27 protein-coding genes are annotated in these 26814 nt (G+C 71.3%); 11 read left to right on the forward strand and 16 right to left on the reverse strand.

From position 1 onward, the window contains the following. Positions 1–325 precede the first annotated feature (325 nt). From manA to CLV56_RS06710, 4 genes are all read right to left on the reverse strand, one after another. Entirely contained in the window at positions 326–1477 is a 1152-nt protein-coding gene (gene manA, locus CLV56_RS06695) for a mannose-6-phosphate isomerase, class I (protein ID WP_039340674.1), read from the reverse strand. A gap of 4 nt (positions 1478–1481) precedes the next feature. Then, on the reverse strand, positions 1482–3320 hold the full coding sequence (locus CLV56_RS06700) for a DEAD/DEAH box helicase (protein WP_039340671.1): 1839 nt from the start codon (positions 3318–3320) through the stop codon (positions 1482–1484). Between the two features lie 113 nt (positions 3321–3433). Then, positions 3434–4447, reverse strand: a complete 1014-nt coding sequence (gene ygfZ / locus CLV56_RS06705) for a CAF17-like 4Fe-4S cluster assembly/insertion protein YgfZ (RefSeq protein ID WP_211288001.1) — start codon at positions 4445–4447, stop codon at positions 3434–3436. Next, entirely contained in the window at positions 4440–4949 is a 510-nt protein-coding gene (locus CLV56_RS06710) for a heme-binding beta-barrel domain-containing protein (RefSeq protein WP_039340665.1), read from the reverse strand. The genes ygfZ and CLV56_RS06710 overlap by 8 nt, the downstream gene beginning before the upstream one ends. 57 nt (positions 4950–5006) lie before the next feature. On the opposite strand from CLV56_RS06710, the gene dtd reads away from it, so the two are divergent. Both dtd and CLV56_RS06720 read left to right on the forward strand, forming a co-directional pair. Continuing rightward, a complete protein-coding gene (gene dtd / locus CLV56_RS06715) occupies positions 5007–5468 on the forward strand; it encodes a D-aminoacyl-tRNA deacylase (protein WP_039340662.1) in 462 nt (153 codons plus the stop codon). A 79-nt stretch (positions 5469–5547) separates the two neighbouring features. Beyond that, positions 5548–6654, forward strand: a complete 1107-nt coding sequence (locus CLV56_RS06720) for an LCP family protein (protein WP_100414578.1) — start codon at positions 5548–5550, stop codon at positions 6652–6654. A 96-nt stretch (positions 6655–6750) separates the two neighbouring features. Here the strand turns inward: CLV56_RS06720 and CLV56_RS06725 are convergent, their stop codons facing one another. The 6 genes from CLV56_RS06725 to CLV56_RS06750 form a co-directional block, all read right to left on the reverse strand. Continuing rightward, positions 6751–7056, reverse strand: a complete 306-nt coding sequence (locus CLV56_RS06725) for a DUF1416 domain-containing protein (RefSeq protein ID WP_039340659.1) — start codon at positions 7054–7056, stop codon at positions 6751–6753. A gap of 3 nt (positions 7057–7059) precedes the next feature. Beyond that, complete coding sequence (locus CLV56_RS06730) at positions 7060–7908, reverse strand: sulfurtransferase (RefSeq protein ID WP_039340658.1); 849 nt, start codon at positions 7906–7908, stop codon at positions 7060–7062. A gap of 91 nt (positions 7909–7999) precedes the next feature. Further along, positions 8000–8503, reverse strand: coding sequence for a DUF4395 domain-containing protein (locus CLV56_RS06735; RefSeq protein WP_100414579.1), 504 nt, complete (start codon positions 8501–8503; stop codon positions 8000–8002). A 203-nt stretch (positions 8504–8706) separates the two neighbouring features. Beyond that, a complete protein-coding gene (locus CLV56_RS06740) occupies positions 8707–9177 on the reverse strand; it encodes a TlpA family protein disulfide reductase (protein ID WP_100414580.1) in 471 nt (156 codons plus the stop codon). 35 nt (positions 9178–9212) lie between these two features. Then, complete coding sequence (locus tag CLV56_RS06745; RefSeq protein WP_039340655.1) at positions 9213–9995, reverse strand: hypothetical protein; 783 nt, start codon at positions 9993–9995, stop codon at positions 9213–9215. Continuing rightward, on the reverse strand, positions 9992–10291 hold the full coding sequence (locus tag CLV56_RS06750) for a MoaD/ThiS family protein (RefSeq protein WP_211288002.1): 300 nt from the start codon (positions 10289–10291) through the stop codon (positions 9992–9994). Before CLV56_RS06750 ends, CLV56_RS06745 begins: the two co-directional genes overlap by 4 nt. A 176-nt stretch (positions 10292–10467) precedes the next feature. Here CLV56_RS06750 and CLV56_RS06755 point away from each other — a divergent pair, with 176 nt between their 5' ends. The 3 genes from CLV56_RS06755 (at position 10468) to mshD (ending at position 13646) form a co-directional block, all read left to right on the forward strand. Next, positions 10468–11235 (forward strand): winged helix-turn-helix transcriptional regulator, encoded by a 768-nt coding sequence (locus CLV56_RS06755; RefSeq protein WP_039340652.1) that lies wholly within the window; start codon positions 10468–10470, stop codon positions 11233–11235. A 117-nt stretch (positions 11236–11352) separates the two neighbouring features. After that, positions 11353–12801 carry a carboxyl transferase domain-containing protein gene (locus CLV56_RS06760; RefSeq protein WP_039340967.1) on the forward strand — a complete coding sequence of 483 codons (1449 nt, stop codon included), beginning with the start codon at positions 11353–11355 and terminating at the stop codon, positions 12799–12801. Then, positions 12798–13646: a mycothiol synthase gene (gene mshD, locus CLV56_RS06765; protein WP_039340649.1), complete on the forward strand. Its 849-nt coding sequence runs from the start codon at positions 12798–12800 to the stop codon at positions 13644–13646. Before CLV56_RS06760 ends, mshD begins: the two co-directional genes overlap by 4 nt. A gap of 17 nt (positions 13647–13663) precedes the next feature. On the opposite strand, the gene CLV56_RS06770 is transcribed toward mshD, so the two are convergent. Further along, positions 13664–14716: an alpha/beta hydrolase gene (locus CLV56_RS06770; RefSeq protein ID WP_039340965.1), complete on the reverse strand. Its 1053-nt coding sequence runs from the start codon at positions 14714–14716 to the stop codon at positions 13664–13666. A 118-nt stretch (positions 14717–14834) separates the two neighbouring features. Between CLV56_RS06770 and CLV56_RS06775 the strand changes: the two genes are divergently transcribed. The 6 genes from CLV56_RS06775 to pstB all read left to right on the forward strand — a co-directional run bounded on the left by CLV56_RS06775 (position 14835) and on the right by pstB (position 22245). Next, a complete protein-coding gene (locus tag CLV56_RS06775; protein ID WP_100414581.1) occupies positions 14835–17033 on the forward strand; it encodes an RNA degradosome polyphosphate kinase in 2199 nt (732 codons plus the stop codon). Continuing rightward, a complete protein-coding gene (locus tag CLV56_RS06780; RefSeq protein WP_170224760.1) occupies positions 17030–17932 on the forward strand; it encodes an NUDIX hydrolase in 903 nt (300 codons plus the stop codon). Before CLV56_RS06775 ends, CLV56_RS06780 begins: the two co-directional genes overlap by 4 nt. Before the next feature lie 246 nt (positions 17933–18178). Next, positions 18179–19276, forward strand: coding sequence for a phosphate ABC transporter substrate-binding protein PstS (gene pstS, locus CLV56_RS06785; RefSeq protein ID WP_039340647.1), 1098 nt, complete (start codon positions 18179–18181; stop codon positions 19274–19276). 94 nt (positions 19277–19370) lie between these two features. Then, positions 19371–20300 (forward strand): phosphate ABC transporter permease subunit PstC, encoded by a 930-nt coding sequence (pstC, locus tag CLV56_RS06790; protein ID WP_039340644.1) that lies wholly within the window; start codon positions 19371–19373, stop codon positions 20298–20300. Continuing rightward, positions 20300–21388, forward strand: a complete 1089-nt coding sequence (pstA, locus tag CLV56_RS06795) for a phosphate ABC transporter permease PstA (RefSeq protein WP_039340641.1) — start codon at positions 20300–20302, stop codon at positions 21386–21388. The genes pstC and pstA overlap by 1 nt, the downstream gene beginning before the upstream one ends. 35 nt (positions 21389–21423) lie before the next feature. After that, entirely contained in the window at positions 21424–22245 is an 822-nt protein-coding gene (gene pstB, locus CLV56_RS06800; protein WP_100414583.1) for a phosphate ABC transporter ATP-binding protein PstB, read from the forward strand. A gap of 35 nt (positions 22246–22280) precedes the next feature. On the opposite strand, the gene CLV56_RS06805 is transcribed toward pstB, so the two are convergent. The 5 genes from CLV56_RS06805 to CLV56_RS06820 form a co-directional block, all read right to left on the reverse strand. Beyond that, on the reverse strand, positions 22281–23513 hold the full coding sequence (locus CLV56_RS06805) for an MFS transporter (RefSeq protein ID WP_039340638.1): 1233 nt from the start codon (positions 23511–23513) through the stop codon (positions 22281–22283). Between the two features lie 13 nt (positions 23514–23526). Then, positions 23527–24519, reverse strand: coding sequence for an inorganic phosphate transporter (locus CLV56_RS06810; protein WP_039340955.1), 993 nt, complete (start codon positions 24517–24519; stop codon positions 23527–23529). A 20-nt stretch (positions 24520–24539) separates the two neighbouring features. Further along, positions 24540–25157: a DUF47 domain-containing protein gene (locus CLV56_RS06815; protein ID WP_039340635.1), complete on the reverse strand. Its 618-nt coding sequence runs from the start codon at positions 25155–25157 to the stop codon at positions 24540–24542. Positions 25158–25283: 126 nt separating this feature from the next. Then, positions 25284–25448, reverse strand: a complete 165-nt coding sequence (locus CLV56_RS20835; protein WP_170224761.1) for a hypothetical protein — start codon at positions 25446–25448, stop codon at positions 25284–25286. 197 nt (positions 25449–25645) lie between these two features. Next, positions 25646–26497, reverse strand: a complete 852-nt coding sequence (locus CLV56_RS06820) for an alpha/beta hydrolase family protein (RefSeq protein WP_100414584.1) — start codon at positions 26495–26497, stop codon at positions 25646–25648. Positions 26498–26814: the final 317 nt, after the last annotated feature.

The following is a 26814-nucleotide window of genomic DNA, read 5'->3' on the forward strand; positions in this document are numbered from 1 at the left end:
CGCTGCGGGCGGGGTCGCGAGTCGCTGCGGGCGGTCCCGATTCCCCAGCGCGCTCGACGTACGCGCCTGCGTTTGGTCCACGCTGACGTACATGCCTGCGAACCACACCCCGAGCGAGCTCAGTTGCAGGCCCGTTCGTCACCCACGGCGCAGCAGGTACGGACGTGCCTGCGCTTGGTACGCGGAGGTGCCTCGCATGCAGGCACCTGGGTCGATCACGGTGCAATCGCCACGCGCGACCCGACCCGCCCTACGTGACTCGCGACCCCGCCATGCGCGACTCGCGACCCCGCCATGCGCGACTCGCGAGGGTCGGGCGGCGGGGTCAGGCGGTCGGCGAGTAGGCCTGGACGACGGTCCCGGCGCCGCGGACGCGGACCGTGCCTTCGTCGGCGGCGACGTAGCAGGCGTGACCGCGCCGCAGCGACATCCGATCGTCGTCCGTCAGGACCTCGGCCTCGCCCTCCGTGCACAGCACGAGCCGATGGCCGGACCCGGGCACGACCCGATCGGTGTCACCGACGGCGTCGACGAACGACAGCGCGAACTCGCTCACCGGCGGGAGATACTCACGCACGCCCGCGGAGACCTTCGGCGCCACGCGATAGGCGTCAGCCATCCCGCGGCGGACGCAGGCCGCGAGCGCGACCGGCTCGACGTGCTTGTCGGTCAGCCCGGCGCGCAGCACGTTGTCCGACGAGGCCATCACCTCGACGCAGGTGCCCGACAGGTAGGCGTGCAGCACGCCCTCCTCGACCAGCGCGGCCTCGCCGGGCTCGAGCCGGACGCGGTTCAGCAGGAGGCCCATCAGCACCCCGGGATCGCCCGGGTGGTGCGCCGCCAGCTCGAGCACGGTCTCGTACGCCCGGTCGAGGTCGGCGTCCTCCGCGACCCGGGTGGCGCACTCCTGGACCAGGGCCCCGATCTCCTCGACGCTCGGACGGGTCTCCGGATCGACCAGCCGGCCCACCATCCGCGCCAGGCCGGGGAAACCCGGGTCACCGCGCAGCTCGGCGTGCAATCGGACGGCGAGCGGGTTGATGAGACCGCCGAGGACCTGCCAGACCTTGGCCGTCGGCCGGAAGGCGACGAGCCCCTCGAACACAGTCAGGGCGACGACCATCTCGGGCTTGTGGTGCGGGTCCTTGAACACGCGGGCCGGGTCGTCGAGCGCCACCCCGGCGGCCTCCTCGCGCGCGTACCCCACGCGGGCCGTCGGCGTGTCGGGGTGCACCTGCAGGGACAGCGGCGCATCGACCGCGAGGACCTTCAGGAGGTACGGGAGGCCGTCGCCGACGACCTCGCGCAGGCCACGCGTCGTGCCGTCGGTCCCGACGACCTCGCTCGCGCCGAGGCGGTGTGTGCCGACCCACAGCTCGGCCCACGGCCGACCGTCGGGCTCGACGCCGAGCAGGGTCGGCAGCGCATCGTGGGAGCCCCACGCGTAGTGCTGCACCACCGTCCGCAGCTCGTGCACGCGATCACCCCTTGCGTCGTCGCGGCGTCCTCGCCGAACGTACCGGGCCGCGGCTGCCGCTGTCACCGGAACGCCCGCCGCCGCGGCGGTCGGACCCGTAACGGTCGCCACCCCGGTGACCACCGTCACGCGAAGACCCCCCGCGGTACGGCCCCGAGCGGCGCGGACCACGGTCGCGCTCGAGGTGGATGAGGTTGCCGCCGATCCGGGTGCGGCTGAGCGCGGACTCCGTCCCGCTGGGCAGCGGGTCGGGCAGCTCGACCAGCGAGTGGTCGTAGCGGATCGAGATGTTGCCGAAGTCGCCGCGCCCGAGACCGCCCTCGTTCGCGAGCGCCCCCATGATCGACTTCGGGGTGACGCGCTGGCGCTTGCCGACGGCGAGCCGGTAGACGGCCATGCCGTCCGGCGTCGGGCGGGTCGGACGCTCGCGGTCGCCGTCGCGGTCGCGACCCTTGCGACCGCCGTCACGATCGTGACCCTTGCGGTCGGTCACCACGATGTCGTCGGACGGGTCGAGCAGGAACTTCGTGCCCTCGTGCGCCTGCACCGCCAGCGCGGCGGCGACGTCGAGCGGGTCGACGCCGGTCTCGCGGGCGTACTCGCTGAGCAGGCCGCGGAACTGGTGCACGTCCTTGCTGGACAGGGCCGAGGTGATCGCACCCTGGAACTTCGTGACGCGGCTGGCGTTGACCTGCTCGGCCGTGGGGATGTCCATCGGCGTCACCGGCTGGCCGGTGGTCCGCTCGATCACGCCGAGCAGCCGACGCTCGCGCGGCGTCACGAAGAGCACGGCGTCGCCGGCGCGGCCGGCCCGGCCGGTGCGGCCGATCCGGTGGACGTACGCCTCGGGGTCGTGCGGGATGTCGTAGTTGACGACCAGGCTGATCCGGTCGACGTCGAGGCCGCGGGCGGCGACGTCGGTCGCGACCAGGATGTCGAGGGTGCCGCCCTTCAGCGCGTTGACCGTGCGCTCGCGCTGCGCCTGGACCAGGTCGCCGTTGATCGCGGCGGCGCTGTGGCCGTACGCGCGGAGCTGCTCGGCAAGCTCCTCGGTGGCCGACTTGGTCCGGACGAAGACGATGACGCCGTCGTGGTTCTCGACCTCGAGGAAGCGGTTGAGCGCGTCGAGCTTGCGGAAGTGCGGGACGAGCAGCCAGCGCTGGCGCACGTTGGTCGCGCTCAGCGTCTCCGACTTGACCTTCACCTCGATCGGATCCGTGAGGTAGGTGTCGGCGATCCGTCGGATCGTGGGCGGCATCGTCGCGGAGAACAGCGCGACCTGCTTGCTGTCCGGGGTGTCGGCGAGGATCCGCTCGACGTCGTCGGCGAAGCCCATCTTGAGCATCTCGTCGGCCTCGTCGAGCACCAGGTGGCTGATCCGCGACAGGTCGAGGCGGCCGCGCTCCAGGTGGTCGATCACGCGACCCGGGGTCCCCACGACGACGTGCGCGCCCTTGCGGAGCCCGGCGAGCTGCTCGGTGTAGCCGGCGCCGCCGTAGACCGGGACCACCCGCAGGCCGGGCACGTGCTTCGCGTACGACTCGAACGCCTCGGAGACCTGGAGCGCGAGCTCGCGGGTCGGGGCGAGCACGATCGCCTGGGTCTCCGCGCGGTCCACGTCGACGCCGGAGAGCACCGGCAGCGCGAACGCAGCGGTCTTGCCGGTCCCGGTCTGCGCCATGCCGATGATGTCGTGGCCGTCGAGCAGCGGCGGGATCGCCTCGCCCTGGATCGGGGACGGGGACTCGTACCCCAGGTCGTCGAGGGCAGCCAGCAGCCGCTCGTCAGCGAGGATGTCGGCGAAGGAGAGCGTGGGCGCGTCGAGGGCGGCGTCAGAAGTCATAACCGCCCAAGTCTAGGACCGTATCGGTCCCGATCACGAATCGTAACCCTGTGATCTGCGCGTCCTTCACCGACCCCTGGGCGGAGTGCGCGCCGTCGTCGCGTCCGGGACGCTCAGAGGGTGGGCCGGACGTGCAGCCCGACCTCGGGGTCGACCAGCACCTCCTGGGCCGCCGGGACCCCGTCGGCGAGCAGCGTCGCCTCGGGGTCGACGTTGCGCTTGACGACGCCGAGGGCGACCGGGCCGAGCTCGTGGTGGCGTGCGGTGGAGCCGACGAACCCGACCCGGCGTCCGTCGAGCGTCACCTCGGCACCGTGCTCGGGGAGGTGCTCCGCCGACCCGTCGAGCAGCAGCAGGACAGCCCGCCGCGGCGGCCGACCGAGGTTGTGGATCCGCGCCACGGTCTCCTGGCCGCGGTAGCAGCCCTTGACCAGGTGGACGGCTCGGAGCGCGTCCGGCGAGCCGCTGCTCGCGTCGTACGTCCAGCCGTACTCGTTCGGGATCGACTTCTCGTCCAGGTCCAGGCCCGGACGCGGGACACCGGCGGCGATCCGCAGCGCCTCGTACGCCCAGGTCCCGGCCGGCTCGCCGTACGTCGCGGGCGCGTCCGGCAGGGCTGCTCGCTCGATCACGGCGAACCGCTGGCCCGCGAGCCCGAGGACCGCGTGGTCAGCGGTCACGTCGCGGACCTCGACCCGCATCATGAACCGCATCGAGTCCAGGAACGCGGCCAGCGCCGCCCCGGCTCCCGGCTCCGTGTGCGCGAGGAAGGTCTCGCCGTCGTCGACGCCGACGAACGCGTGCTCGACGCGGCCCTGCGGCGACAGCAGCAGCGCCCGGGTCTCGACCCCGGGCTCGAGGCCCTCGAAGACCTGGGTCGTCAGGGAGTGCAGCCAGCCCAGGCGGTCCGGCCCGCTGATCGCGACCACGTCGCGGTGCGACAGGTCGACGAAGCCCTCGCCGGCCTCGAGCCGGCGCTGCTCGGCCGCGATCGCGCCGTAGTGGGCGGCCACGCCGGCGTCGAGCGCCTCGCCCTCGACGGCGCCGGGCCGGTCGAGCAAGGGACTGCGGTAGGCGGGCGGCTGCCCGCCGCTGCTGGTCTCGGTGGTCTCGGTGGTCTCAGACACGCTTGAGCTGCCCCCACAGGTGTGACTGCATCGGCTGGTCCATGGCCGCCATGTCGATCGCGTACATCAGGTCGCCCTCGACCAGGCCGTACATCCGCTGGCCGGCGACGTACTCCTTGGCCGTGCTCGTGCGGGCGACCGCGTCGGTCGCGAGCGTCAGGCGGGGACCGTCGGCCTCGCCGTAGTAGATCTCGGTGATGCCCGTCGGATGGGCGAGCACGAGCTCGACCGGCCCCTTCGCGGCCTCGAGCGGGCCTGCGGGGCGGAGGAACCCGGTCTCCAGCGCCCCCGGGCGGACCCGCTCGCCGGACTCGTCGGTCACCCAGGTCCGGCTGAAGTAGTGCAGGAACGGGCGGCCGTCGTGCGCGAAGGCGACCTCCTGCTCGAAGCCGAACGCGTCGATGGTCGGGTAGTCGCCTCGCCCGTTGCCGTGCCACTGCCCCAGCAGCCAGGCCAGGCCCAGGAGGTCGGGATGGAGGTCCTCGGGGATCTCGAACGGCATGCGTCGAGTCTACGGGGCGCTGTGACGCCCGGACCTGCCTCCGAGACAATGACCGCCATGCGCGCAGTGGTCTCCAGGGTCGGCTCGGCGTCGGTGACGGTCGACGGCGAGGTCGTCGGCTCCTTCGACGGTCCCGGCCTGCTCGTGCTGCTCGGAGTCACCCACGACGACGGTCCGGACGAGGCCCGATCGCTCGCGGCCAAGATCTGGACCCTGCGGATCATGCGCGACGAGCGGTCCGCCGCCGATCTCGGAGCGCCGGTGCTCGTCGTGAGCCAGTTCACGCTGTACGCGGACGTCCGCAAGGGACGGCGCCCGTCGTGGGGCTCGGCGGCACCGGGGGCGGTCTCGGAGCCGCTGTACGAGGCGTTCTGCGGGTTCCTGGGCGATCTGGGCGCCCAGGTGAGCCGCGGGATCTTCGGCGCCGACATGGCGGTCTCGTCGGTCAACGACGGGCCCGTGACCCTGGTGGTGGACACCGCCGAGCTCTCCCGGTCGGGAACGTCACCTGGGACTTGAGCGTTCGATGAGGCAGAATGGGACGAATCGCAGCCTCGCGGGACGCTCGAGGCTGCCGTCGTGCTGAACAGGGAGCTTGATGAGCGAGTACGAAGGCGCCGGGAAGCGCCGCGCGGAGAAGTCGCGCGGCTGGTTCCGTCGGCACTGGGTGGCCACGCTCGTCGCCTCGGTCCTGTCCGTCGTCGTGCTCGCCACCAGCGCGTACGCCATCGGAATGATGAACAGCCTCGGTGACATCGACCGGATCGACTCGACCGGGACGATCAAGGAGGAGACCCGCCCCGACCCCGCTCCGGGCGAGGCCCTCAACATCCTCGTCCTCGGCGCAGACGCCGAGTCCGACAACAACAACAACTCCTCGTCGATCGCGGAGAGCATGGCCGAACCGGAGTGGCCGGTCGGCTCCCACCGCAGCGACACGATCATGATCGCCCACATCTCCGCGGACCGGAAGCACGTCTCGGTCGTCTCGATCCCGCGCGACTCCTACGTGCCGATCTACGACGAGACCGGCACCGAGATGGGCTACAACAAGATCAACGCCGCCTTCTCCGACTACGGTCCGGCGGGCGCGATCTCGACGGTCGAGAACCTCACCGACGTCCGCCTCGACCACATGGTGATCATGGACTGGGACGGCTTCAAGGACATGACCGAAGCGGTCGGTGGTGTCCGGGTCTACATCCCGTCGACGTTCTACGACTCCTCCCAGGACATCACCTGGGAGGAGGGCTGGCAGAACCTCGAGGGCACCAAGGCCCTGAAGTACGTTCGGACGCGCTACGGGCTCACCGACGGTGACTTCGGCCGAATCGAGCGCCAGCAGAACTTCATCCGCCTGGTCCTCAAGAAGATGATCAGCCCGGAGAACACCCGCAACCCCATCACGCTCCAGCGCACCGTCAACTCGGTCGCCGAGAACATGACGATCGACGAGGACTTCACCAACTCCGACCTCATGGGGCTGGCTTTCGCGCTCCGAGGCATCCAGGTCGACGACGTCAACTTCCTCACCGCCCCGCTGGCGGAGCCCTCGATCAGCGAGACTGCCGAGGGCATGAGCATCGTCAACCTCGACGAGGAGAAGGGCGAGGAGCTATACACGCTCCTCAAACGAGACCGGATCCAGAAGTACCTGAAGCAGAACCCGGACGCCGAGCTCGGCGACACCAAGGAGATCGACTGACCGTCGGTCGTCCCCTGGCTCGCGGCGGTCGCTCTGCCATGACGGAGGCCCTCGCCCGACCGCAGTCGGACGAGGGCCTCCGCACCCCCCGGTTCGTCAGGCCGCGCTGACCGCGACCTCGACGTCCACCGGCACCCCGCGCTGCGCCTGGACCGTGCGGTCCGTCGGCGTCACCCGCGGAGCGAGCGTGCGCAGCGTCCACTCACCGGGCGCTGCGAAGAACCGGAACTGCCCCGTCGCCGAGGTCGGAACCTCGGCGGTGAACTCCCCGGTGGCGTCGAGCAGGCGCACGTACGCGTTGCCGACGGGCTCACCGTCGAGCGTCACGATCCCCTGGATCACCGTCTCCTTGTCGACGTCGACGCCGTCGAGGCTGGGGCCGCCCTTGGTCGCACCGCACATGGCTCAGGCCTCCCCGGGCTCGTCGCCGAGCGCGACCGGGACGCCGATCAGCGAGCCGTACTCGGTCCAGGAGCCGTCGTAGTTCTTCACGTTGCCGACCTCGAGCAGCTCCTGCAGCACGAACCAGGTGTGCGAGGAGCGCTCGCCGATGCGGCAGTACGCGATGGTGTCCTTGCTGCGGTCCAGCCCGGCCTCGGCGTACAGCTCCTCGAGCTCGGCGTTGCTCCGGAACGTGCCGTCGTCGTTGGCCGCCTTGCTCCACGGGACGTTGCCGGCGGTCGGGATGTGGCCCGCGCGCTGCGCCTGCTCCTGCGGGAGGTGCGCCGGGGCGAGCAGCCGACCGGCGAACTCGTCGGGGCTGCGGACGTCGATCAGGTTCTGGGTGCCGATCGCGGCGACGACCTCGTCGCGGAACGCGCGGATCGAGGTGTCCTGCTCCTGGGCGGTGTACTGCGTCGCCTCGCGGGTCGGGACCTCGGCGACGAGCTCGCGGCTGTCGAGCTCCCACTTCTTGCGCCCGCCGTCGAGCAGCTTGACGTCGGCGTGGCCGTAGAGCGTGAAGTACCAGTAGGCGTAGGCGGCGAACCAGTTGTTGTTGCCGCCGTACAGGACGACGGTGTCGTCGTTGGAGATGCCCCGCTCCGACAGCAGCGCCTCGAACTGGGCCTTGTTGACGAAGTCGCGACGGACCGGGTCCTGGAGGTCTTCCTTCCAGTCCAGCTTGATCGCGCCGGCGATGTGGCCCTTGTCGTAGGCGGTGGTGTCCTCGTCGACCTCGACGAGGACGACGGTCGGGTCGGAGAGGTGCTCCTCGACCCACTCAGCGGTGACGAGCGCGGACTCGCGGCTCATGGTGACCTCCAGGGTGGTGGTGATTCGGTGATGGGTGTGGACGGTGGGCGGCGGACCGCCTCGGGGTGGTTCTGTTCGGACCTGCCCGGCCTCAGGTCTGCGCCGGGGCGATCCGGCGCAGGATCAGGTACAGCTCGCAGCCGAGGCAGAAGCCGACGGACGCGTTGAGCAGGGCGGCGGCGAGCGCGAAGCCGACGGCGACGGCTGCGACCCCCGACGCGCCCACGAGGAGCCCGCCGAGCGCGATCACGGCGAACGTGGCGCCGACGCCCTGCGCGAACCGCGGTCCGCGCGCGTCCTCGAGCTCCCTCGCCGCTCCGAGACGCGGACGGACGAGCCGCGCGTACAGCCAGCCGTACGGCGTCCTGCTCGGCCCGAGCGTCGCGCCGAGCAGGAAGACAGCGGCCTGGAACGCGACCAGCGCGATCCCGGCCCGCGACTCGAGCAGCACCAGCGCTGCCGCCAGGACGACCGACGTGATCACGGCGGCGAGCCGCTGACCGCGCGGGTCGACGAGCAGCTGCCCGGACGGGGCGGACTGGCCCGGCTCACGCTCGGGCGAGCGCAGGTCGGCCGGGGCCGAGGGGTTCGACATGGAGACTCCAGGCGCAGAACGGTGCCGCGGATCGCGGCGGGGACGAGGGTTCGTTCAGCGCATTCGACACAGCGCGGAGCGGACGCGGCAGTGATCGACTGCGCGCCGCTTCGTCAGCAGGGTCGTGTGGAGCATGGGAGCAACAGTAGGCGCCACCCTGGCCGCGGTCACGTCAGCGTCCCGAATCGTGAGATACACGTCCATCATTCGGGACGGGTGCTTCCGAGCGCATCCAGGAGGCGCCCGGTCTCGTCGCTGCGCGGGACGCCGGCGACCCGTCCCACGACCGTCCCGCGAGCGTCGAGCACGAACGTCGTCGGCGTCCGCCGGACATCGAGGCGCCGCACCAGATCGAGGTGCGACTCGGCATCCACGTCGCGATGAACGACGCCGGGCCGCTCCGCCGCCAGCTGACCGAGGACGACCCGTGCGCCCCGGCACGGAGCACAGAATGCCGACGAGAACTGCACCAGCGTCGCCGCCGCCCCCAGCTCACCGCCGAGCTCGTCCGCGGTCAGCACCTCGGCTGCCGACGCCTGCGCAGCCGGCGCGCCCGAGCGTACGGGCTGCTGCTCGACGGTCGACCGGACCCGTCCGTCCGTGCGGCGGCGCACGACGGCGAACGCCCCCGCGAACGCGAGGACGAGCAGAAGGACCACGACACCGATCGGCACCCCTCCAGCCTACGGACCGGGCCGAAGCCCCGGTCTCAGACCAGACCGACCACCGAGACCGCGAACACCACCGGACCGCTCAGCGCCACCGGCAGCACACAGCCGATCGCCCACCGACCCGGCGGCAAGGCGCCCCACCGCTCGCCGGCCGCCACCCCCAGCCGGGCGGACGCGGCGACCGCAGCGAGCGCACCGGCCCCGAGCGCGACCGGCAGACCCTCGGAGGCCGCCACCACGACGCCGGCGAGGGCGGCCGCGGTCACCAGCCAGAACGCCACGTACCCCCGTCGTCCCAGCACGAGGACGACCACACAGAGCACCGCCCCGACGACCAACGGCGCAGGACGGGACCCGGCGGCGGCGAGCCAACCGCACGCCAGGACAGCGAGAACCCCGCACAGGAGGGTGTCGGCGAGCGCCGGGACCGTCCCCGCCACCGGCCGGGAGAGCCGGGTGACGAACGACACGATCACGAGCACACCCAGGCCGACACCGGCGCCCGCGAGCGACCCGCTGCCGGCAACGCGTACGTGTCCCGCCGCGCCGTCGAGGACGGACGGCGCCAGGGTCGTCGCGAGCGTCACCGCACCGGCGGTCACGACGGGCAGCGCCTTGTCCGGCCGTACGACGAACGCCCGCTCCTCCCACGGTCGCGGTGCGAAGGCCGCGAGCGCCTGGACGCCGAGCAGGACGACCGCCAGGGCGAGCTCGCCGAAGCGAGACGCCGCGGCCAGGGCCACCACCAGCAGCGCGGCGACCAGCCGGGGCGCGACCTGGACGAGGAGAGGTGCGCGCGCCTCCTCACGGACCCGGCTCACCGGGGCACGGCCGAACCTGATCCCCCGACGGACAGGACATCGGGCCGCACCTGCGACCCGGCAGCACCCGAAACTTCCGAGCTGTGTCGACCGTCGCCTCCCGCGAAGGGCGGCAACAGCTCGACGGTCGCCCCTGGCGGGACGTCGACGGTCTCGGGGTCGGCTCCGCCGACCGGCTGCTCGCCGACCAGGACCGAGCAGATCTCGAGCACGCGCGTGAACCGGTCGTTGCCGCTGTGCAACGCGCGCACCGCACCGAGCACCTGCGCGACCGACCCCGCCTCGACGTGATCCACCTCACGTCCTGCGGCGGCCCGAGCGGCAGCCCAGTAGCGCACCATGACGGCGTCGCTGCGAGCAGCGTCACGGTTACCGGTTGGTGATGCGTCGGACACATGCCCTATTGTGGGGGAAGCAATGAAGCCCTGGGTTACAGCCCTGGGCTTTTTTTGTACCCAGGAAAGGTTCCCTGATGTCCACCTTGCTCCTGCTGACCCCGAGCACGCAGTCCTCGATCGAGGTCCTGCCTGCTCTGGCGCTGCTCCCGCACCAGGTCAAGATCCTCCCGCCCGAGGCGAGCGCCCTGCTCGACGCACCGTCGTGCGATGCGGTGCTGATCGACGGCCGCACCGACCTGGCCCAGGCGCGCGGCCTGACCCGCCTGCTCAAGACCACCGGGGTCGACGCGCCCCTCGTGCTGATCGTGACGGAGGGCGGCCTCGCCGTCGTCGCCGCCGACTGGGGCATGGACGACGTGATCCTCACCGCCGCCGGGCCGGCGGAGGTCGAGGCCCGGCTGCGGCTGGCGATCGGACGCGTCTCGGCCGAGGTGGGGAACGCCCCCGACGCCCACGTGATCAAGTCCGGCGGCCTCACCGTCGACGACGTCACGTACACCGCGAAGCTCGACGGCCGCTCGCTCGACCTCACGTTCAAGGAGTTCGAGCTGCTCAAGTTCCTCGCGCAGCACCCGGGCCGGGTCTTCACCCGCCAGCAGCTGCTGCAGGAGGTCTGGGGCTACGACTACTTCGGCGGTACGCGCACCGTCGACGTGCACGTCCGCCGGTTGCGCGCGAAGCTCGGGCCGGACAACGAGACCCTGATCGGCACCGTCCGCAACGTCGGGTACCGCTTCGTCGCGCAGAGCCGCGACGGGCGCCGCGAGACGAGCGAGTCCGGCGCGCGCTCCGAGGCCGAGGCCACCGACGAGAGCGAACGAGCCGCAGCCCTGCGCCGCTGAGGTCGTCGCAGACCGGTCCCGGAGCAGCGCCCGCTGCCCCGGGATAGGCCTGTGCTTGGATCGGGGTGGCCGGACCCACCCCGTGACGCGACGCTCGGACGTCGGTGAAGGAGCCCGATGACCAGACGCCACACTGCCTCCGACCTGATCGAGCTCGTCCTCGACCCCGGCTCGTTCACCTCCTGGGACAGCCCGATCGACATCGCGCGCTGGCCCGAGGCGTACCGCCGCGAGCTCGAGCGGGCGCGCGAGCGCTCGGGTCGCGACGAGTCGGTGATCACGGGCCGAGCGACCGTACGGGGTCGGCCGGTCGCAGTCGTCGCGAGCGAGTTCCGGTTCCTGGCCGGGTCGATCGGTGAGGACGCCGGGCGCCGGATCACCTCCGCGGTCCGACGCGCCACCGCCGAGCGGATCCCGGTGCTCGTCACCACCGCGTCCGGCGGGACCCGGATGCAGGAGGGGACGCCGGCGTTCGTCCACATGGTCGACATCTCGCAGGCGATCATGGACCACAAGGCGGAAGGTCTCCCGTACCTCGTCCATCTCGGGCACCCGACGACGGGCGGCGTGTTCGCGTCGTGGGGCTCGCTCGGCCACGTCACCGTCGCCGACCCCGGCGCCCTGGTCGGGTTCCTCGGACCGAAGGTGTACGAGGTCCTCAACGGCGTCCCGTTCCCCGAGGGAGTGCAGGTCGCCGAGAACCTCGCGCACCACGGGATCATCGACGCCGTGGTCGCTGCCGAGCACCTGCCCGACCTGGTCGAGCGGGTCCTCAGCGTCCTGCTCGACGGCCCGCAGCAGCCGGCGCTGGACCGGCGCGAGCCGGCGGTGGGCGCGGCGCTCGAGCCCTGGGCCGCGATCGAGACCACCCGGGCCGAGACCCGCATCGGCGTGCGCGACGTGCTGCGCCTCGGTGGCGCGGACACGATCCGCCTGCAGGGCACCGACGAGGGCGAGCGCGACAGCGCCATGATCGTGGCGCTCACGCGGCTCGACGGCGAGCCCTGCGTCGTGATCGGTCAGGACCGCAAGGCGCAGCGGGCCGCGCCGATGGGTCCCGGCGCGCTGCGCGAGGCGCGTCGCGGCATGCGCCTCGCGAACGAGCTCCGGCTGCCGCTCGTGTCGTTCATCGACACGCCCGGCGCCGAGCTGTCGAAGCAGGCCGAGGAGGGCGCGATCGCCGGCGAGATCGCGCGGTGCATCGCGTCGATGTCGACGATGACCGTGCCGACCGTCTCCGTGCTCCTGGGCGAGGGCTGCGGCGGCGGGGCGCTCGCCCTGTTCCCGGCCGACGTCGTGGTCGCTGCACAGTCCTCCTGGCTGTCCCCGCTGCCGCCCGAGGGCGCGTCCGCGATCGTGCACGGCGATGCGGACCACGCCGCGGAGATGGCTCGGGCCCAACGGGTGTCGGCACCGGACCTCTACGCCGCGGGGAAGGTGCAGGTGCTCGTCGAGGAGCGGCCCGCCGACGCGGAGGACGGCATCGACCTCGCCCGCGCGATCGCGGCCGAGGCGGCGCACCAGGTCCGGATCCTGCTCGAGAAGACCGGGAGGCCGCAGCGATGAGCACCACCGATCCGCGCCTGGCGCTCGCCGACGCCGTCGCCGACGCCGATGGCGTCGCGCCGCTCAACGAGGCGAGCCGGATCGCGATCGCCGCCGGTGAGGAGCCCCGGGTCGACCGGCTGCTCGCGGACGACAACTCCGGGACACCGCACGCGCTGGCGTACGCGCCCGGCGACGCACCCGTCGAGCTCTGCGTACGGCCCGACCGGCGCGGGGCCGGCGTCGGGACGGCGCTCGTGCGTGACCTGCTCGATGCCGGCGAGGACGCGTTCTGGGCGCACGGCGATCTCGACCCCGCTCGCGCGATCGCGTCGGCCGTCGGCCTGCACGCGGCCCGGACGCTGCTCGTGCTGAGTCGCGACGCGGACGAGCCTCTCCCGCCCGAGCAACCGCTGGAGGGCACGACGCTGCGCACCTGGCGCGAGACCGACCGCGACGAGCTGATCGCGGTGAACGCACGCGCGTTCGCCGACCACGCGGAGCAGGGCGCGATGGACTCCGCCGACCTGGCGGCTCGGATGGCGCAGGAGTGGTTCGACCCCGCCGGGCTGTTCGTCGCGGAGCGCGACGGGCGTGTCGTCGGGTTCCACTGGACGAAGGTCGATCCTGACGCGCACACGGCCGACGGCCGTGGGGTCGGCGAGGTCTACGTCGTCGGGGTCGACCCTGGGGCCCAGGGCGGCGGGCTCGGGAAGGCCCTCACGCTGCGCGGTCTGCACCACCTGGTCGGGCTGGGCCTCGGGCGGATCGACCTCTACGTCGAGGGCGACAACACGCCTGCCCTCGCGACGTACTACGGGCTCGGTTTCTCCGAGACCGCCCGTGACGTGCTGTACGCCCGCTGACGCCGGCGGTCGGCCGGTCAGGCGCCGTGCAGCGCGCGACGCAGCGCGCGGGCCGTGCGGCGCATCGCGGCCGGTGCGGCGCGCCCGAGGCCCACCATGTTCGCGAAGGAGTGGATCAGCCCGTCCTCGCACACGTGCTCGACCGGCACGCCGGCGCCGGCCAGCGCGGCTGCGTACTCGTCACCCTCGTCGCGGAGCGGGTCGAACCCGGCGGTCACGACGTACGCGGGCGGCAGCCCCTCGAGCTTGCCGTGCAGCGGAGAGAGTCGCGGGTCGCCGAGGTCCGCGCCCTCCGGGACGTACGAGGCCTTGGCGAGGTCCATGAAGTCGCCGGTCAGGAAGTAGCCGCGGCCGAAGGTCGCACGTGACGCCCGCTCCTCGGCGAGGTCGACGACGGGGTAGATCAGGAGCTGGTACGCGGGGACGCGCAGGCCACGCGTCGCCACCGCGTGCTGGGCGACCACCGTCGCCAGGTTGCCCCCGGCGGAGTCGCCGCCGACCGCGACGCGTGCGCGGTCGACCCCCAGCCCCTCGGCGTTGGCGAGCACCCACTGGTAGCCGGCGATGCAGTCCTCGACCGCCGCGGGGTACGGGTGCTCCGGCGCGAGCCGGTAGTCGACCGCGACGACCCGGACGCCGGCCTGCTCGGCCAGGAACCGGCACACCGCGTCGTGCGAGTCGAGCCCGCCGTACACGAATCCGCCACCGTGGAAGAAGACCAGGGCGGGGCCGCGCTCGCGCAACCCGCGCGGGACGTAGCAGCGCACCCCCAGATGGCCGCCAGGACCGTCGATCACGCGGTCCCAGACGGCTCCGATCGGCTGGATTCCGCCCACCTCCCGGCTGCCCGCCACGATCGCCCGCCGCCCTGCCGGCACCGGGAGGGACTCCACCGGCGGGGCGTCGATCTCCATCAGACGCAGCAGGAGCTTCATCTCCGGCTCCAGCGTGCGCCCGTCGCGTACGACCGGTGGGCCGGCCATCCGGGCGAGGGCACCGGGCGGGAGCCGGAACAGGCCCCGCAGGGCGCGCGATCGGGCGTTGCTGAGGCGATCGGGGGTCTCGCTCATGCGCGGCACCGTAGCGGATCCCGCCGCCGCCGTGGCCCGATCGGGCGATCCGGCGGGCGATCCGGCGGGCGATCCGGCTGGACACCTCTCGTTCACGATTACGTGCGACGATGCCGACATGGCCGAAGAACACGGTGCGCAGCCGACCGCGGTGCTGTCCGAGGACGTTCCGACCTCGCCGGACTCCTTCGACGTCGACCCGCCGTTCGACCCGCGGTTCGACGACCTCCCGGACGACCGCTTCACCGACCGGGAGCTGAGCTGGCTGGCGTTCAACCAGCGTGTGCTCGAGCTGGCCGAGGACGCATCGGTGCCGCTGCTCGAGCGGGTCCGGTTCTGCGCGATCTTCTCCAGCAACCTCGACGAGTTCTTCATGGTCCGCATCGCCGGTCTGAAGCGACGCATCACTGCCGGCCTGGCCTCCCGGCGACCCAGTGGCATCAGCCCGCGGGAGGTCTGGTCGGACTCGCTCGACTCCGCCCGCACGCTCATGCTCCGCCAGAGCGCGCTCTTCGGTGAGCTGACGGGCCGGCTCGCCGAGCACGAGATCGAGCTGCTGCACTGGTCCGACCTCGACGAGGGCGAGCGCGCCCGGGCCTCGGAGCTGTTCACGGAGCGCGTGTTCCCCGTCCTCACCCCGTTGGCGGTCGATCCCGCGCATCCCTTCCCGTACATCTCGGGGCTGTCGCTCAACCTCGCCGTCGTGATGCGCAACCCGGCGACGTCCAAGTCGCACTTCGCCCGGGTCAAGGTGCCGCCGATCTTCGAGCGCTGGGTCACGGTCGGGCCGCAGCGGTTCGTGCCGCTGGAGGAGGTGATCGCCGCCCACCTGTCCGCGCTCTTCCCCGGGATGGAGATCGAGGCCCACCACTTCTTCCGTGTCACCCGCAACGAGGACCTCGAGGTGGAGGAGGACGACGCCGAGAACCTCCTGCAGGCGTTGGAGAAGGAGCTGCTGCGCCGCAAGTTCGGCCCGCCCGTGCGGCTCGAGGTCGCCGAGGACATGGCCGACCACGTGCTCGACCTGCTCGTCTCCGAGCTCGACATCTCCCACGCCGAGGTGTTCCGGCTGCCGTCTCCGCTGGACATGGCGAGCCTGTTCCAGATCGCGGACCTCGATCGCCCCGAGCTCTCCTACGACCCGTTCGTCCCGGCGACCCATCCGGACCTCGCCGAGGTCGAGTCGTCCAGCCCGGCCGACATGTTCACGGCGCTGCGCGAGCGCGACGTGCTCCTGCACCATCCGTACGACTCGTTCGCGACCAGCGTGCAGCGCTTCGTCGAGCAGGCGGCCGCCGACCCGAACGTCCTGGCGATCAAGCAGACGCTCTACCGCACCTCCGGCGACTCGCCGATCGTCGACTCGCTGATCGACGCCGCCCGGGCAGGCAAGCAGGTGCTGGTGCTGGTCGAGATCAAGGCCCGCTTCGACGAGCAGGCCAACATCCGCTGGGCCCGCAAGCTGGAGCGTGCCGGGTGTCACGTCGTGTACGGGCTGCTGGGGCTGAAGACGCACTGCAAGCTGTGCCTGGTCGTGCGTGACGAGCCGGACGGCCTGCGCCGCTACGCCCACGTCGGCACCGGCAACTACAACCCCAAGACCGCGAGGATGTACGAGGACCTCGGACTGCTCACCTCCGACCCTCGGATCGCCGACGACCTCACCGACCTCTTCAACAACCTCTCCGGCTACTCCCGGCGCGAGTCCTACCGCGAGCTCCTGGTCGCCCCGGCCCGGCTGCGACCCGGGATCGTGGAGCGGATCGACGCCGAGATCGAGCACCACCGGGCCGGCCGGCCGGCCGGGATCCGGTTCAAGGTGAACTCGATCGTCGACGAGGCGATCATCGACGCGCTCTATCGCGCGTCGCGGGCCGGTGTGCCGGTCGAGCTCCTCGTCCGCGGGATCTGCGCGCTGCGTCCCGGTGTGCCGGGCATGAGCGAGAACGTCGTCGTCCGCAGCGTCCTCGGCCGCTATCTCGAGCACAGCCGGGTCTACTGGTTCGAGGCCGGGGGCGACCCGCAGGTGTGGATCGGCTCCGCCGACCTGATGCACCGCAACCTCGATCGCCGGGTGGAGGTGCTGGTCCGGCTCGCGCGGGCCGAGCACGTGACGGAGGTGGCCCAGATGCTCGACGTCGCGATGTCGCCGGAGACCTCGGCCTGGGACCTCGGGCCGGACGGCACCTGGGTCCGCGACCGGCACGGAGACAGCCCGCGGCGCGATCTGCAGGAGTGGTCGATCGCTCGGACCCGCGCGCGGCGGGCACGAGCGCGGGCGGAGGCGCAGGACCGAGCGGCGATCGGAGCGCTGTGAGCACACCCGGCGTCCGGATCTCGGCCGGCGCGGTGGTCTGGCGCGCCCGCGGCGACGACCGCGACGACGTCGAGCTGCTCGTCGTGCACCGCACCCAGCGTCAGGACTGGACGATCCCGAAGGGCACCGTCGAGAAGGGCGAGGCGGTGCCCGTCGCCGCGGTGCGCGAGGTCGAGGAGGAGACCGGGGTCCGCGCGCGGCTCGGCGTCCCGCTGATGGACCTCGAGTACGAGTACACCCGTGGCCGGCTGAAGCGGGTCTCGTACTGGGCCGCGCGCCCGGTTCGCGGCGACGCGGACGCGTACGTACCGAACAAGGAGATCGACCAGGTCCGCTGGGTCGGGCTGCGCAAGGCGTACGGGCGGTTGTCGTACGACAGCGACCGTGCCGTGCTCGACGCGTTCTCCGAGCGGCTGGCGGCCGGGGCGCTGCGGTCCCGCACCCTCGTCGTCGCCCGGCACGCACGCGCACGGTCCCGCTCGGCCTGGCGCAAGGAGCCGCTCGCGCGTCCTCTGACGGCCTCGGGACACACCCAGGCGCACCACCTGCGGCCGCTGCTGGACGCCTACGCGGTCCACCACGTGCGTACGAGCGGTGCCGTGCGCTGCCTGCAGACGCTCACGCCGTACGCCGAGTCGGCCCACCGGCCCCTCACCCTCGACCACCGCCTCGACGAGCCGGACGAGGGAGGCCCCACGAAGCAGCGCCCGGTCTCGGAGGCGATGGCCGAGCTGGTCGGGCACAAGAAGCCCGCTGCGGTCTGCGGTCACCGTCCGGTCCTCCCGGCGATGCTGGCGACGCTCGGCCTCGAGGCCGACCCGCTCCCGCCGGCCGGCGCGCTCGTCATCCACCACCGCAAGGGCACCGTCCACGCCGTCGAGCGCCACGAACCCCGCTGACCCACGCCCGCGCCCGATTCGACGGGTTCCCCACCGTTCGGCGGCGCCGAAGCGGTGGGAAACCCGACAAGTCGCGGGCGCATGCCCCGCGGCGTGACGGAGCGCACGCCGACCCGACGATCTGCGCCGAACGGACAGCCAGCGTTCACCTCTGGTTCACCTTCAGCGGGCTGCCGCTTCACTTCTCGTACCTAACGTCGCCCACGACAACGCAACCGAAGTGACATCGAGAGAGAAGAAACGACTGTGAACCGCACCAAGCTGCGCATCGCCGCCCCCGCGGCGCTCGCCGTGTCCGCCGTCCTCGCGCTCTCCGCCTGCGGAGCGGGCAACGAGGCCGACGCCACCGACAGCGAGTCCGACGGGGCCCTCTCCGGCACCCTGAACGGCGCCGGCGCCAGCTCGCAGGAGGCGGCCGTCGACGCGTGGAAGCAGGGCTTCCAGACCGCGAACCCCGACGTCACCGTCAACTACGACCCGGTCGGGTCGGGCTCGGGACGTGAGCAGTTCATCGCCGGCGGCACCGCCTTCGCCGGCTCGGACGCCTACATGGACGACGAGGAGCTGACGGCAGCGGCTGAGCGCTGCGGCTCCGACGTGGTCGAGGTCCCGACCTATGTCAGCCCGATCGCCGTGATCTACAACCTCCCGGGCGTCGACACGCTCCAGCTGTCGCCCGAGGCCACCGGCGCGATCTTCGAGGGCACCATCACGAAGTGGAACGACCCGGCGATCGCCGAGGACAACCCGGACGTCGACCTTCCGGACAGCCGGATCGTCCCGGTGCACCGTGCCGACGACTCGGGCACCACCGAGAACTTCACCACCTACCTCGATGCCACCTCGGGCGGCAGCTGGTCCGGCGGTGTCGTCGAGACCTGGCCGATCGAGGGCGGCGAGGCCGCTGACGGCACGTCGGGTGTCGTGGCTGCCGTCCAGGGCGGCGAGGGCACGATCGGGTACGCCGACGCCAGCCAGGCCGGCGACCTCGGTGTCGCGATGCTGAAGGTCGGCGAGGAGTACGTCGGGCCGACGCCGGAGGCCGCTGCGAGCATCCTCGAGGCCTCGAGCCGCGTCGAGGGGCGCGGCGACACCGACATCGCGCTCGACATCGACCACGGCACCAGCGAGTCCGGTGTCTACCCGAACGTCCTGGTGTCCTACCAGATCGCGTGCCTGCAGTACGACGACCAGGAGACCGTCGACCTGGTCAAGGGCTGGCTGACCTACGTGATCAGCGAGGAGGGCCAGCAGGCCTCGGCCGAGTCGGCCGGCTCCGCGCCGATCACCGGCGACATGGCCTCGCAGATCCAGGACATCGTCGACCAGATCTCGACCAAGTAGCACCACCCAGGCTCGTGGGCGGGGCCCCCCGATCGGGGGTGAGGGGAGCCCCGCCCACGGCAACACTCCCACTGGAATCGAGAGGACTCCCGGCTTGACCACTCTCACCACTCCAGCGAAGCGGCGGCTCGGTGATCGCATCTTCACCGGGCTGTCGCGTACTGCTGCGTACAGCATCCTGGCGATCCTCGCCGGGGTCGTGATCTTCCTCAGCATCGAGGGCTGGCCCGGCATCACCGCCTCACCCGACGAGGTCAAGAGCGGCGAGTCGTTCCTGGCCTGGGTCGCCCCGCTGGTCTTCGGCACGCTGTGGAGCTCCGCCCTGGCGCTCGTCATGGCGGTGCCGCTCGCGATCGGCGTCGCGCTGTTCATCACCTACTACACGCCCCGCTCGCTCGGCGTGTTCTTCGGCTACCTGGTCGACCTGCTCGCCGCGGTCCCGTCCGTCGTGTTCGGACTCTGGGGCATCGCAGTCCTCGCCGGCCTGCTCGTCAGCCCCTACGAGTGGCTGTACCAGAACCTGAGCTTCCTGCCGTTCTTCGCAGGGCCCCCGTCGGCGACCGGCCGTACGATCCTCACCGCCGCGATCGTGCTCGCGGTGATGATCCTGCCGATCATCACCGCGATCGCTCGCGAGGTGTTCAAGCAGACGCCGGTGCTCCTGGAGGAGGCCGCGCTCGCGCTCGGCGCCACCCGCTGGGAGATGATCCGCACGGTCGTCCTGCCGCACGCCCGCTCGGGCATCATCGGCGGCTCGATGCTCGGGCTCGGCCGCGCGCTCGGCGAGACGATGGCCGTCGCGATGGTCCTCTCGGCGAGCGGCGTGGTCACCTTCAACCTGATCAGCTCGACGAACCCGAGCACGATCCCGGCGAACATCGCCCTGCAGTTCAAGGAGAACTCGGGCCTGACGATCAACGTCCTGATCGCCTCCGGCCTCGTGCTCTTCGTCATCACGCTGGCCGTGAACATCGCCGCCCGGGCGATCGTGAACCGCCGCAAGGACTTCGCGGAGGGCCGCTGATGACCATCCAGACCACCCCTGAGGTCCCCACCGGATCGCCGTCCGACCCGCTCGGGCCGGACTGGCACCGGCGACAGCTGTGGCCGCGCACGGGCTGGTACGCGCTGGCGCTGGCGGTCGTCGTGACCTCCGCGCTGCACGCCGGACTCGGGCTGTCGCTCCTGCCGTCGGTGATCGTCGGCTGGTGCATCGTCGGGATCGGGCTGCCGGCCGCGTCCTGGATCGTGGAGGGTCGCCGCAAGGCGCTCGACCGGTTCATCACGGTCACGGTCTCGTCGGCCTTCGTGCTGGCGATGATCCCCCTGCTCTCGATCATCTGGACCGTCGCGAAGAACGGCTTCCCGGTGCTCAGCCCGGAGTTCTTCACCTACTCCATGCGCAACGTCGTCGGTGAGGGCGGCGGCATCTACCACGCCATCTGGGGCACGGTGCTCATCACCGCCGCCACGGCGGTCATCTCGGTGCCGCTGGGCATCCTCACCGCGATCTACCTCGTCGAGTTCGGCGGCGACGGTCGGACGGCGCGCACGATCCGGTTCCTGGTCGACGTGATGACCGGCATCCCCTCGATCGTCGCCGGCCTGTTCGCCTACGCACTGTTCGCGGTGTTCTTCGGACCCGGTGTCCGGATGGGCATCGCCGGCGCCGTCGCCCTGTCGGTGCTGATGATCCCGGTCGTGGTCCGCTCGGCCGAGGAGATGCTCCAGCTCGTCCCGCACGAGCTGCGCGAGGCCTCGTACGCGCTGGGTGTGCCGCGGTGGCGCACCGTGCTCAAGGTGGTGCTCCCGACCGCGATGGCCGGCCTGGTCACCGGTGTGACCCTCGCGGTGGCCCGCGTGATCGGCGAGACCGCGCCGCTGCTGGTCACCGTCGGCATCACCGACTCGACCAACTTCAACCTGTTCGACGGGCGGATGGCGACGTTGCCGGTCTTCGCCTACACCTCGATCAGCTCCCCGGGCTTCCCGCCCGGCCCGTCGATCGACCGGGCCTGGGGTGCGGCGCTCGTGCTGATGCTGATCGTGATGATCCTCAACCTCGCCGCCCGACTCGTGACCTACTACTTCTCTCCGAAGGACAAGCGATGAGCATGCGATCCGTGACCCGTGAATCCTCCCCCGCCATGACCGCAGCCACGCAGACGCCGCAGACCTCGCCCCGCCACCGCGGGTCGGGCATCGACGTCGAAGGTCTCAACATCTTCTACGGCGACAGCCACGCGGTGCGGGACATCACCCTGTCGATCCCGGGCCAGTCGGTGACCGCGATCATCGGCCCGTCGGGCTGCGGCAAGTCGACCTTCCTGCGCACCCTCAACCGCATGCACGAGGTGACGCCGGGAGCCCGGGTCGAAGGCACCATCCGTGTCGACGGCCGCGACCTGTACGACACCGGGGTCGACCCGGTCCTGGTGCGGCGCGAGATCGGGATGGTCTTCCAGCGCCCGAACCCGTTCCCGACCATGTCGATCAAGGACAACGTCCTCGCCGGGGTCCGTCTCAACGGCGGTCGGCTCCGCAAGGACGACGCCGACGAGCTCGCGGAGAAGGCGCTGCGCGGCGCCAACCTCTTCGAGGAGGTCAAGGACCGCCTCGGGCGTCCCGGGGCGAGCCTCTCCGGCGGGCAGCAGCAGCGCCTCTGCATCGCGCGTGCGATCGCGGTCGAGCCCGCGGTCCTGCTGATGGACGAGCCCTGCTCGGCTCTCGACCCGATCTCCACCAGTGCGATCGAGGACCTGATCGGCGAGCTGAAGTCCGACTACACGATCGTGATCGTCACGCACAACATGCAGCAGGCCGCCCGAGTCTCCGACGAGACCGCGTTCTTCAACCTCGCGGGTGTCGGCGAGCCCGGGGAGCTGGTCGAGTCCGGCGACACGACGAAGATCTTCTCCAACCCGGACAACCCGTCCACCGAGGCGTACATCACCGGCCGCTTCGGCTGAGCGACAGCCACGTCCGTACGAGGGCCCTCACCCCGTCAGGGGGTGGGGGCCTTCGCCGTCGGAGGCAGGTCGGTCCACCGTCCGACGAACCATGCGAGCACGACGAGCAGCAGCGCGAGCACCGAGAGCGTGGCCGCGAGGGTCGTCACGTAGGTGCCGGCAGCGATCAGCCCGAAGACGCCGAGCGTCACGGCCTCGGAGCTCAGCCCGGCGAACGACGTGACCGTCGCGCGTGCCCGACCGGTGACCGCGTCCTGGAGGCGGGCGTCGACGACGAGCGTGATCATCGTCGCGATCCCGAACGCCAGCCCCAGGACGGTGAACAGCGCGACCCTCCCGGCCACGCTGTCCGCGACCGAGAGCGGGTCGGTCAGCCCGGCGACGAACAGCGCGGCAGCGAGCAGGAGCAGCCACGCCAGCCACCGGCCCCGCAGGAGCGCGGCCCGTCCGGTGAACGCCGTACCGACTGCCTGGAAGGCCACCGTCAAGGTGATGAGCAGCGGGATCTGCGCGGCCGGAGCACCCTGGTCGCGTCCGATCAGCGGGAAGTACTCCTCGACGAGGCTCACCGACCAGAGGAACGCGCTGAGCAGCACCAGCCGGCGCACGGCCCGCACGCGGGTCGACTCGACGAACCCCGCCCGCATCGTGCGGACGTAGCGCGACCACACCGTCGAGGCCACCTCCGCGTCCTCCGTCGGCGTGGTGGGAGTGGTCGGTGCCGCCTTCGGCAGCGCGAGAGCGCAGGCCGCGTGGACGAGCGCCACCGCGACGCTGACCCACGCCACCAACGTGTAGCCGCCGAGGGACATCAGCGGGGCCGCCAGCGCGATCGCGGCCAGCATCGCGAGGATCTGCACCGTGGTCGCGGTCCCCATCAGCCCGGCGTAACGCTCCGCGCGACCGTGCGCGGACAGCTCGTCGTACAGCAGCGCCTCGAAGGTGCCCGACATCATGGCCCCGGACAGGCCCCACAGGACGAAGCCGAACGCGAACCCCGCGTACGTCGGCACCAGGATCCAGGAGGCGAACGTGGCGGCGAGCAGCAGGCCGGCCCCGAACAGGAGCAGCCGGCGGTCCACCAGGTCGGCCCAGGTCCCCGACGGCACCTCGACCACGAACGCGGTCACCGACCAGAACGCGAGCAGCGAGGTGATCTGCGCGTCCGACAGCCCGGCGTCGGCGAACAGCAGCGTGTAGACCGCGAAGAACGGGATCGCGGCATTGAGCGCGAAGTACGCGATCGCCCAGAACGCGACGCGCCTCATCGGCGCACCGGACTCAGGGCAGGAACCAGGCCACGAGGTAGTAGGTCAGTGCCGCGACCAGGGCGGCGGCGGGGATGGTGACGATCCACGCCGTCACGATGCCACGAGCCACGCCCCAGCGGACGGCGCTGAACCGCTTCGTCGCGCCGGCTCCCATGATCGACGAGGTGATCGTGTGGGTCGTCGAGACGGGCGCCCCGAATCCCATCGCCATGACGTAGAGGACGCTCGCGGCGGTCGTCTCCGCCGCGAACCCGCGCGGCGGATCGAGGTGGATGATCCGGCGTCCGAGCGTCCGCATGATCCGCCAGCCGCCGGAGTAGGTGCCGAGCGAGATCGCGGCCGCGGCGGAGACCTTGACCCAGAACGGGATCCCGTCGTCGGCGGCGACGTAGCCGCCGGCGAGCAGGGCCAGAAACATGACACCCATCGTCTTCTGCGCGTCCTGCAGACCGTGGCCCAGTGCCATCGCGGCCGCCGAGACCGTCTGCGCGAGGCGGAAGTGCCGGGAGGTCTTGTGCGGGTTGCTGCGGCGGAACGCCCAGAGGATCCCCGTCATCAGCAGGAAGGCTCCCGTGAACCCGACCACCGGGGAGACGACCATCGGGATCGCGACCTTGTCGACCACCGTGGCCCACGCGACCGTGCTCGCGGACGCGACACCGGCGCCGACGAGGCCTCCGATCAGTGCGTGGGAGGACGACGAGGGAAGACCGAAGTACCACGTGATCAGGTTCCAGACGATCGCGCCGACGAGCGCCGCGAACACGACGGTCAGCCCGTGGTTGCCCTCGCCCTCGACTCCCTCGGCGATGATGCTTCCGACGGTGTCGGCAACCTCGGTCCCGAGGAAGGCACCGATGAAGTTCATGATCGCGGCCATCAGCAGCGCGATCCGCGGCGTCAGCGCGCGCGTCGAGACCGACGTCGCGATCGCGTTGGCCGCGTCGTGGAAACCGTTGGTGTAGTCGAAGATCAGCGCAACGCTGACCACGAGGATCACCATCAGCAGGGTGAGCTCCACCCTCAGGACTCCTTGACCGCGATCTGCTCGACCGTGTTCGCCACGGACTCGAGTGCGTCGACGGCGCTCTCCAGCGAGTCGACGACGTCCTTCAGCTTCAGCACCTCGAGCGCCTTGTACTCGCCGCTGAAGAGCTTGGCCAGGATCCGCCGGTAGTCCCGGTCGCCCTGGTTCTCCAGGCGGTTGATCTCGATCCAGTACTCCGACAGGTCGGTCATCGTCCGCAGCCGCGGCATCGCCTCGGCGGTCAGCTCGCAACCGCGCTGGATCACCTCGACCATCGACGCCATCCGGCCGGGCAGCGCATCGAGCTCGTACAGCACGACGAGGTCGCCGGCCTCCTCGATGAAGTCCATGACGTCGTCGAGGCTGCTCGCGAGCTTGTAGATGTCCTCGCGGTCGAACGGCGTCACGAAGGTCTGGTTGACGCGGTTGATGATCGCGTGCGTCGTCTCGTCCGCGTTGTGCTCGACCTCACGCAGCTGTGCGGCGACGTCGTCGCGGTCGACGGACTCGTCGAGCATCTTGGCCAGCAGGTCCGCCCCCTCGACGAGGTGCTGGGCCAGCTGGGTGAACAGGTCGTAGAACGCTGTTTCCGTCGGTCGAATTCGCAACCGCACGACAAACTCCCGTCGGGTGGGGCAGGGGCCGGGACAATGGTACGGGCTGGTCCATGGCCGTGCGCAGTCCGGTCGAACGTCCGCGTGACCCACATCACGCGAGCACGCCGGCCGACGTCGTCCCGCCTAGTCGCGACCCTCCGGGGCTATGCCGAGGATCTCGTCGACGCGACGCTGACTGAGACGCTCGCAGGACTCCGACGCCGCGATCATCAGGGCGCTGGTCATCTCGATCTCGTCGAGCGCGTCCTGATCGCGCAGTCGAGCGTCCAACGGCTCCGGCGTCGCCATCCCCCACCTCTCGCACGCTCGAACGGCTGTACGAGGTCAGGCTACGGGGTGCGGACCAGTCGACGGGGAGCATTGGGGAAATCCACGCGACCCCCGCTCGCGCGCCCCCGACGAGCCCGGTCGGAGAATGGAGAAGGGCCGGGCGCGATGCTTCGACCATCGCGCCCGGCCCTCAACTCATGCCGCGCCGGGAGGGATCAGGCGGGGCAGGTGTCGCGGTACTCCGAGAGCTGCGACGAGACCGTCGACGGCAGCGGGCAGAGCACCGACGAGTAGCGGGTGTCGCCGTCGAGGTAGCGCTTCAGCCAACTGACCATCAGCGCACCCTGGTCGTCGGGATCGGTGTTCGCGGCCAGGTGGTCCTCGAGCCGGAGCTCTGCGTACGCCTTCTCCGGGGCGCCGCTCAGCGTGGCGTAGAAGCGCTCGGAGTGGGAGCTGACCGGGGCGATCGTGTCGGACTGCGCCCCGATGATCATCGTCGGGACGTCCACGCCGTACCAGGTCTTGTCGGTGTGCCAGGGCTGCAGGGCGACGGCCGCCTTCACGTTCGATCCGCCGTTCTCTGCGGCGTAGAGCGTGCCTCCGCCGCCCATCGAGTGACCGGCCACGGCGACCCGGGACGTGTCGATCTGGGACCGGCCGGACCAGCTGCGGGTCAGGTAGTCGACACCCGCGAGGATCTGCCGACCGCGGCTGTCAGGCTGGTCGAGGGTCGTGTTGGTGTCGATCACGAGCACCACGAACCCGTGCGAGGCGACGCGCCGGGCCAGGCCGCTGTACATCGACGCGGTCGCGGTGAAGCCGGGAGAGAAGACCACGGCGCCGAAGTTGCTGCCGGTGGAGGGGCGGTAGATGTCGCCGCCGCCGAAGCCGCTGACGAACCAGCCCGAGACACCGTCGGTGCGGACGCTGTACGGGCCGCTCCCGAGAATGTTGGACCCGTTCGGGGCCGGACCGTTCTCGACGGCACCGGCCGACGACACCCCGACGAGGGGCAGGGCGACGACGGCGAGCAACGCCGCGAGTCTGGTCGCGAGACGTGTGAACATCCCGTTCTCCTTTCGGATCGAGCGGCCCGAGAGCGCTCCGCATCCGGAGGAGCACCGCCTGTTGAAATCGGGACGTTAACGACTGGGTTACAAAGTGATCAAGAGCACAACACAGGTGCCGGATCACTGGTAAGCCTCGACTTACTAAGCGCTTGCTTATGACTGCCACCGGCTGTTTCTCCGGGATTCCGGTGGCACTCCGACAGAATCTGACGATTCGGCGATGCGGCGAGCGAAATTCTCCGGTCGGCCAATCACGGTCGGGACCGTGCGATCGGGCCCGTGGACGCGTCGACGTGAGACCTGGTCTCAGCGCC

The organism is Mumia flava, assembly GCF_002797495.1.
Classification (GTDB): domain Bacteria; phylum Actinomycetota; class Actinomycetes; order Propionibacteriales; family Nocardioidaceae; genus Mumia; species Mumia flava.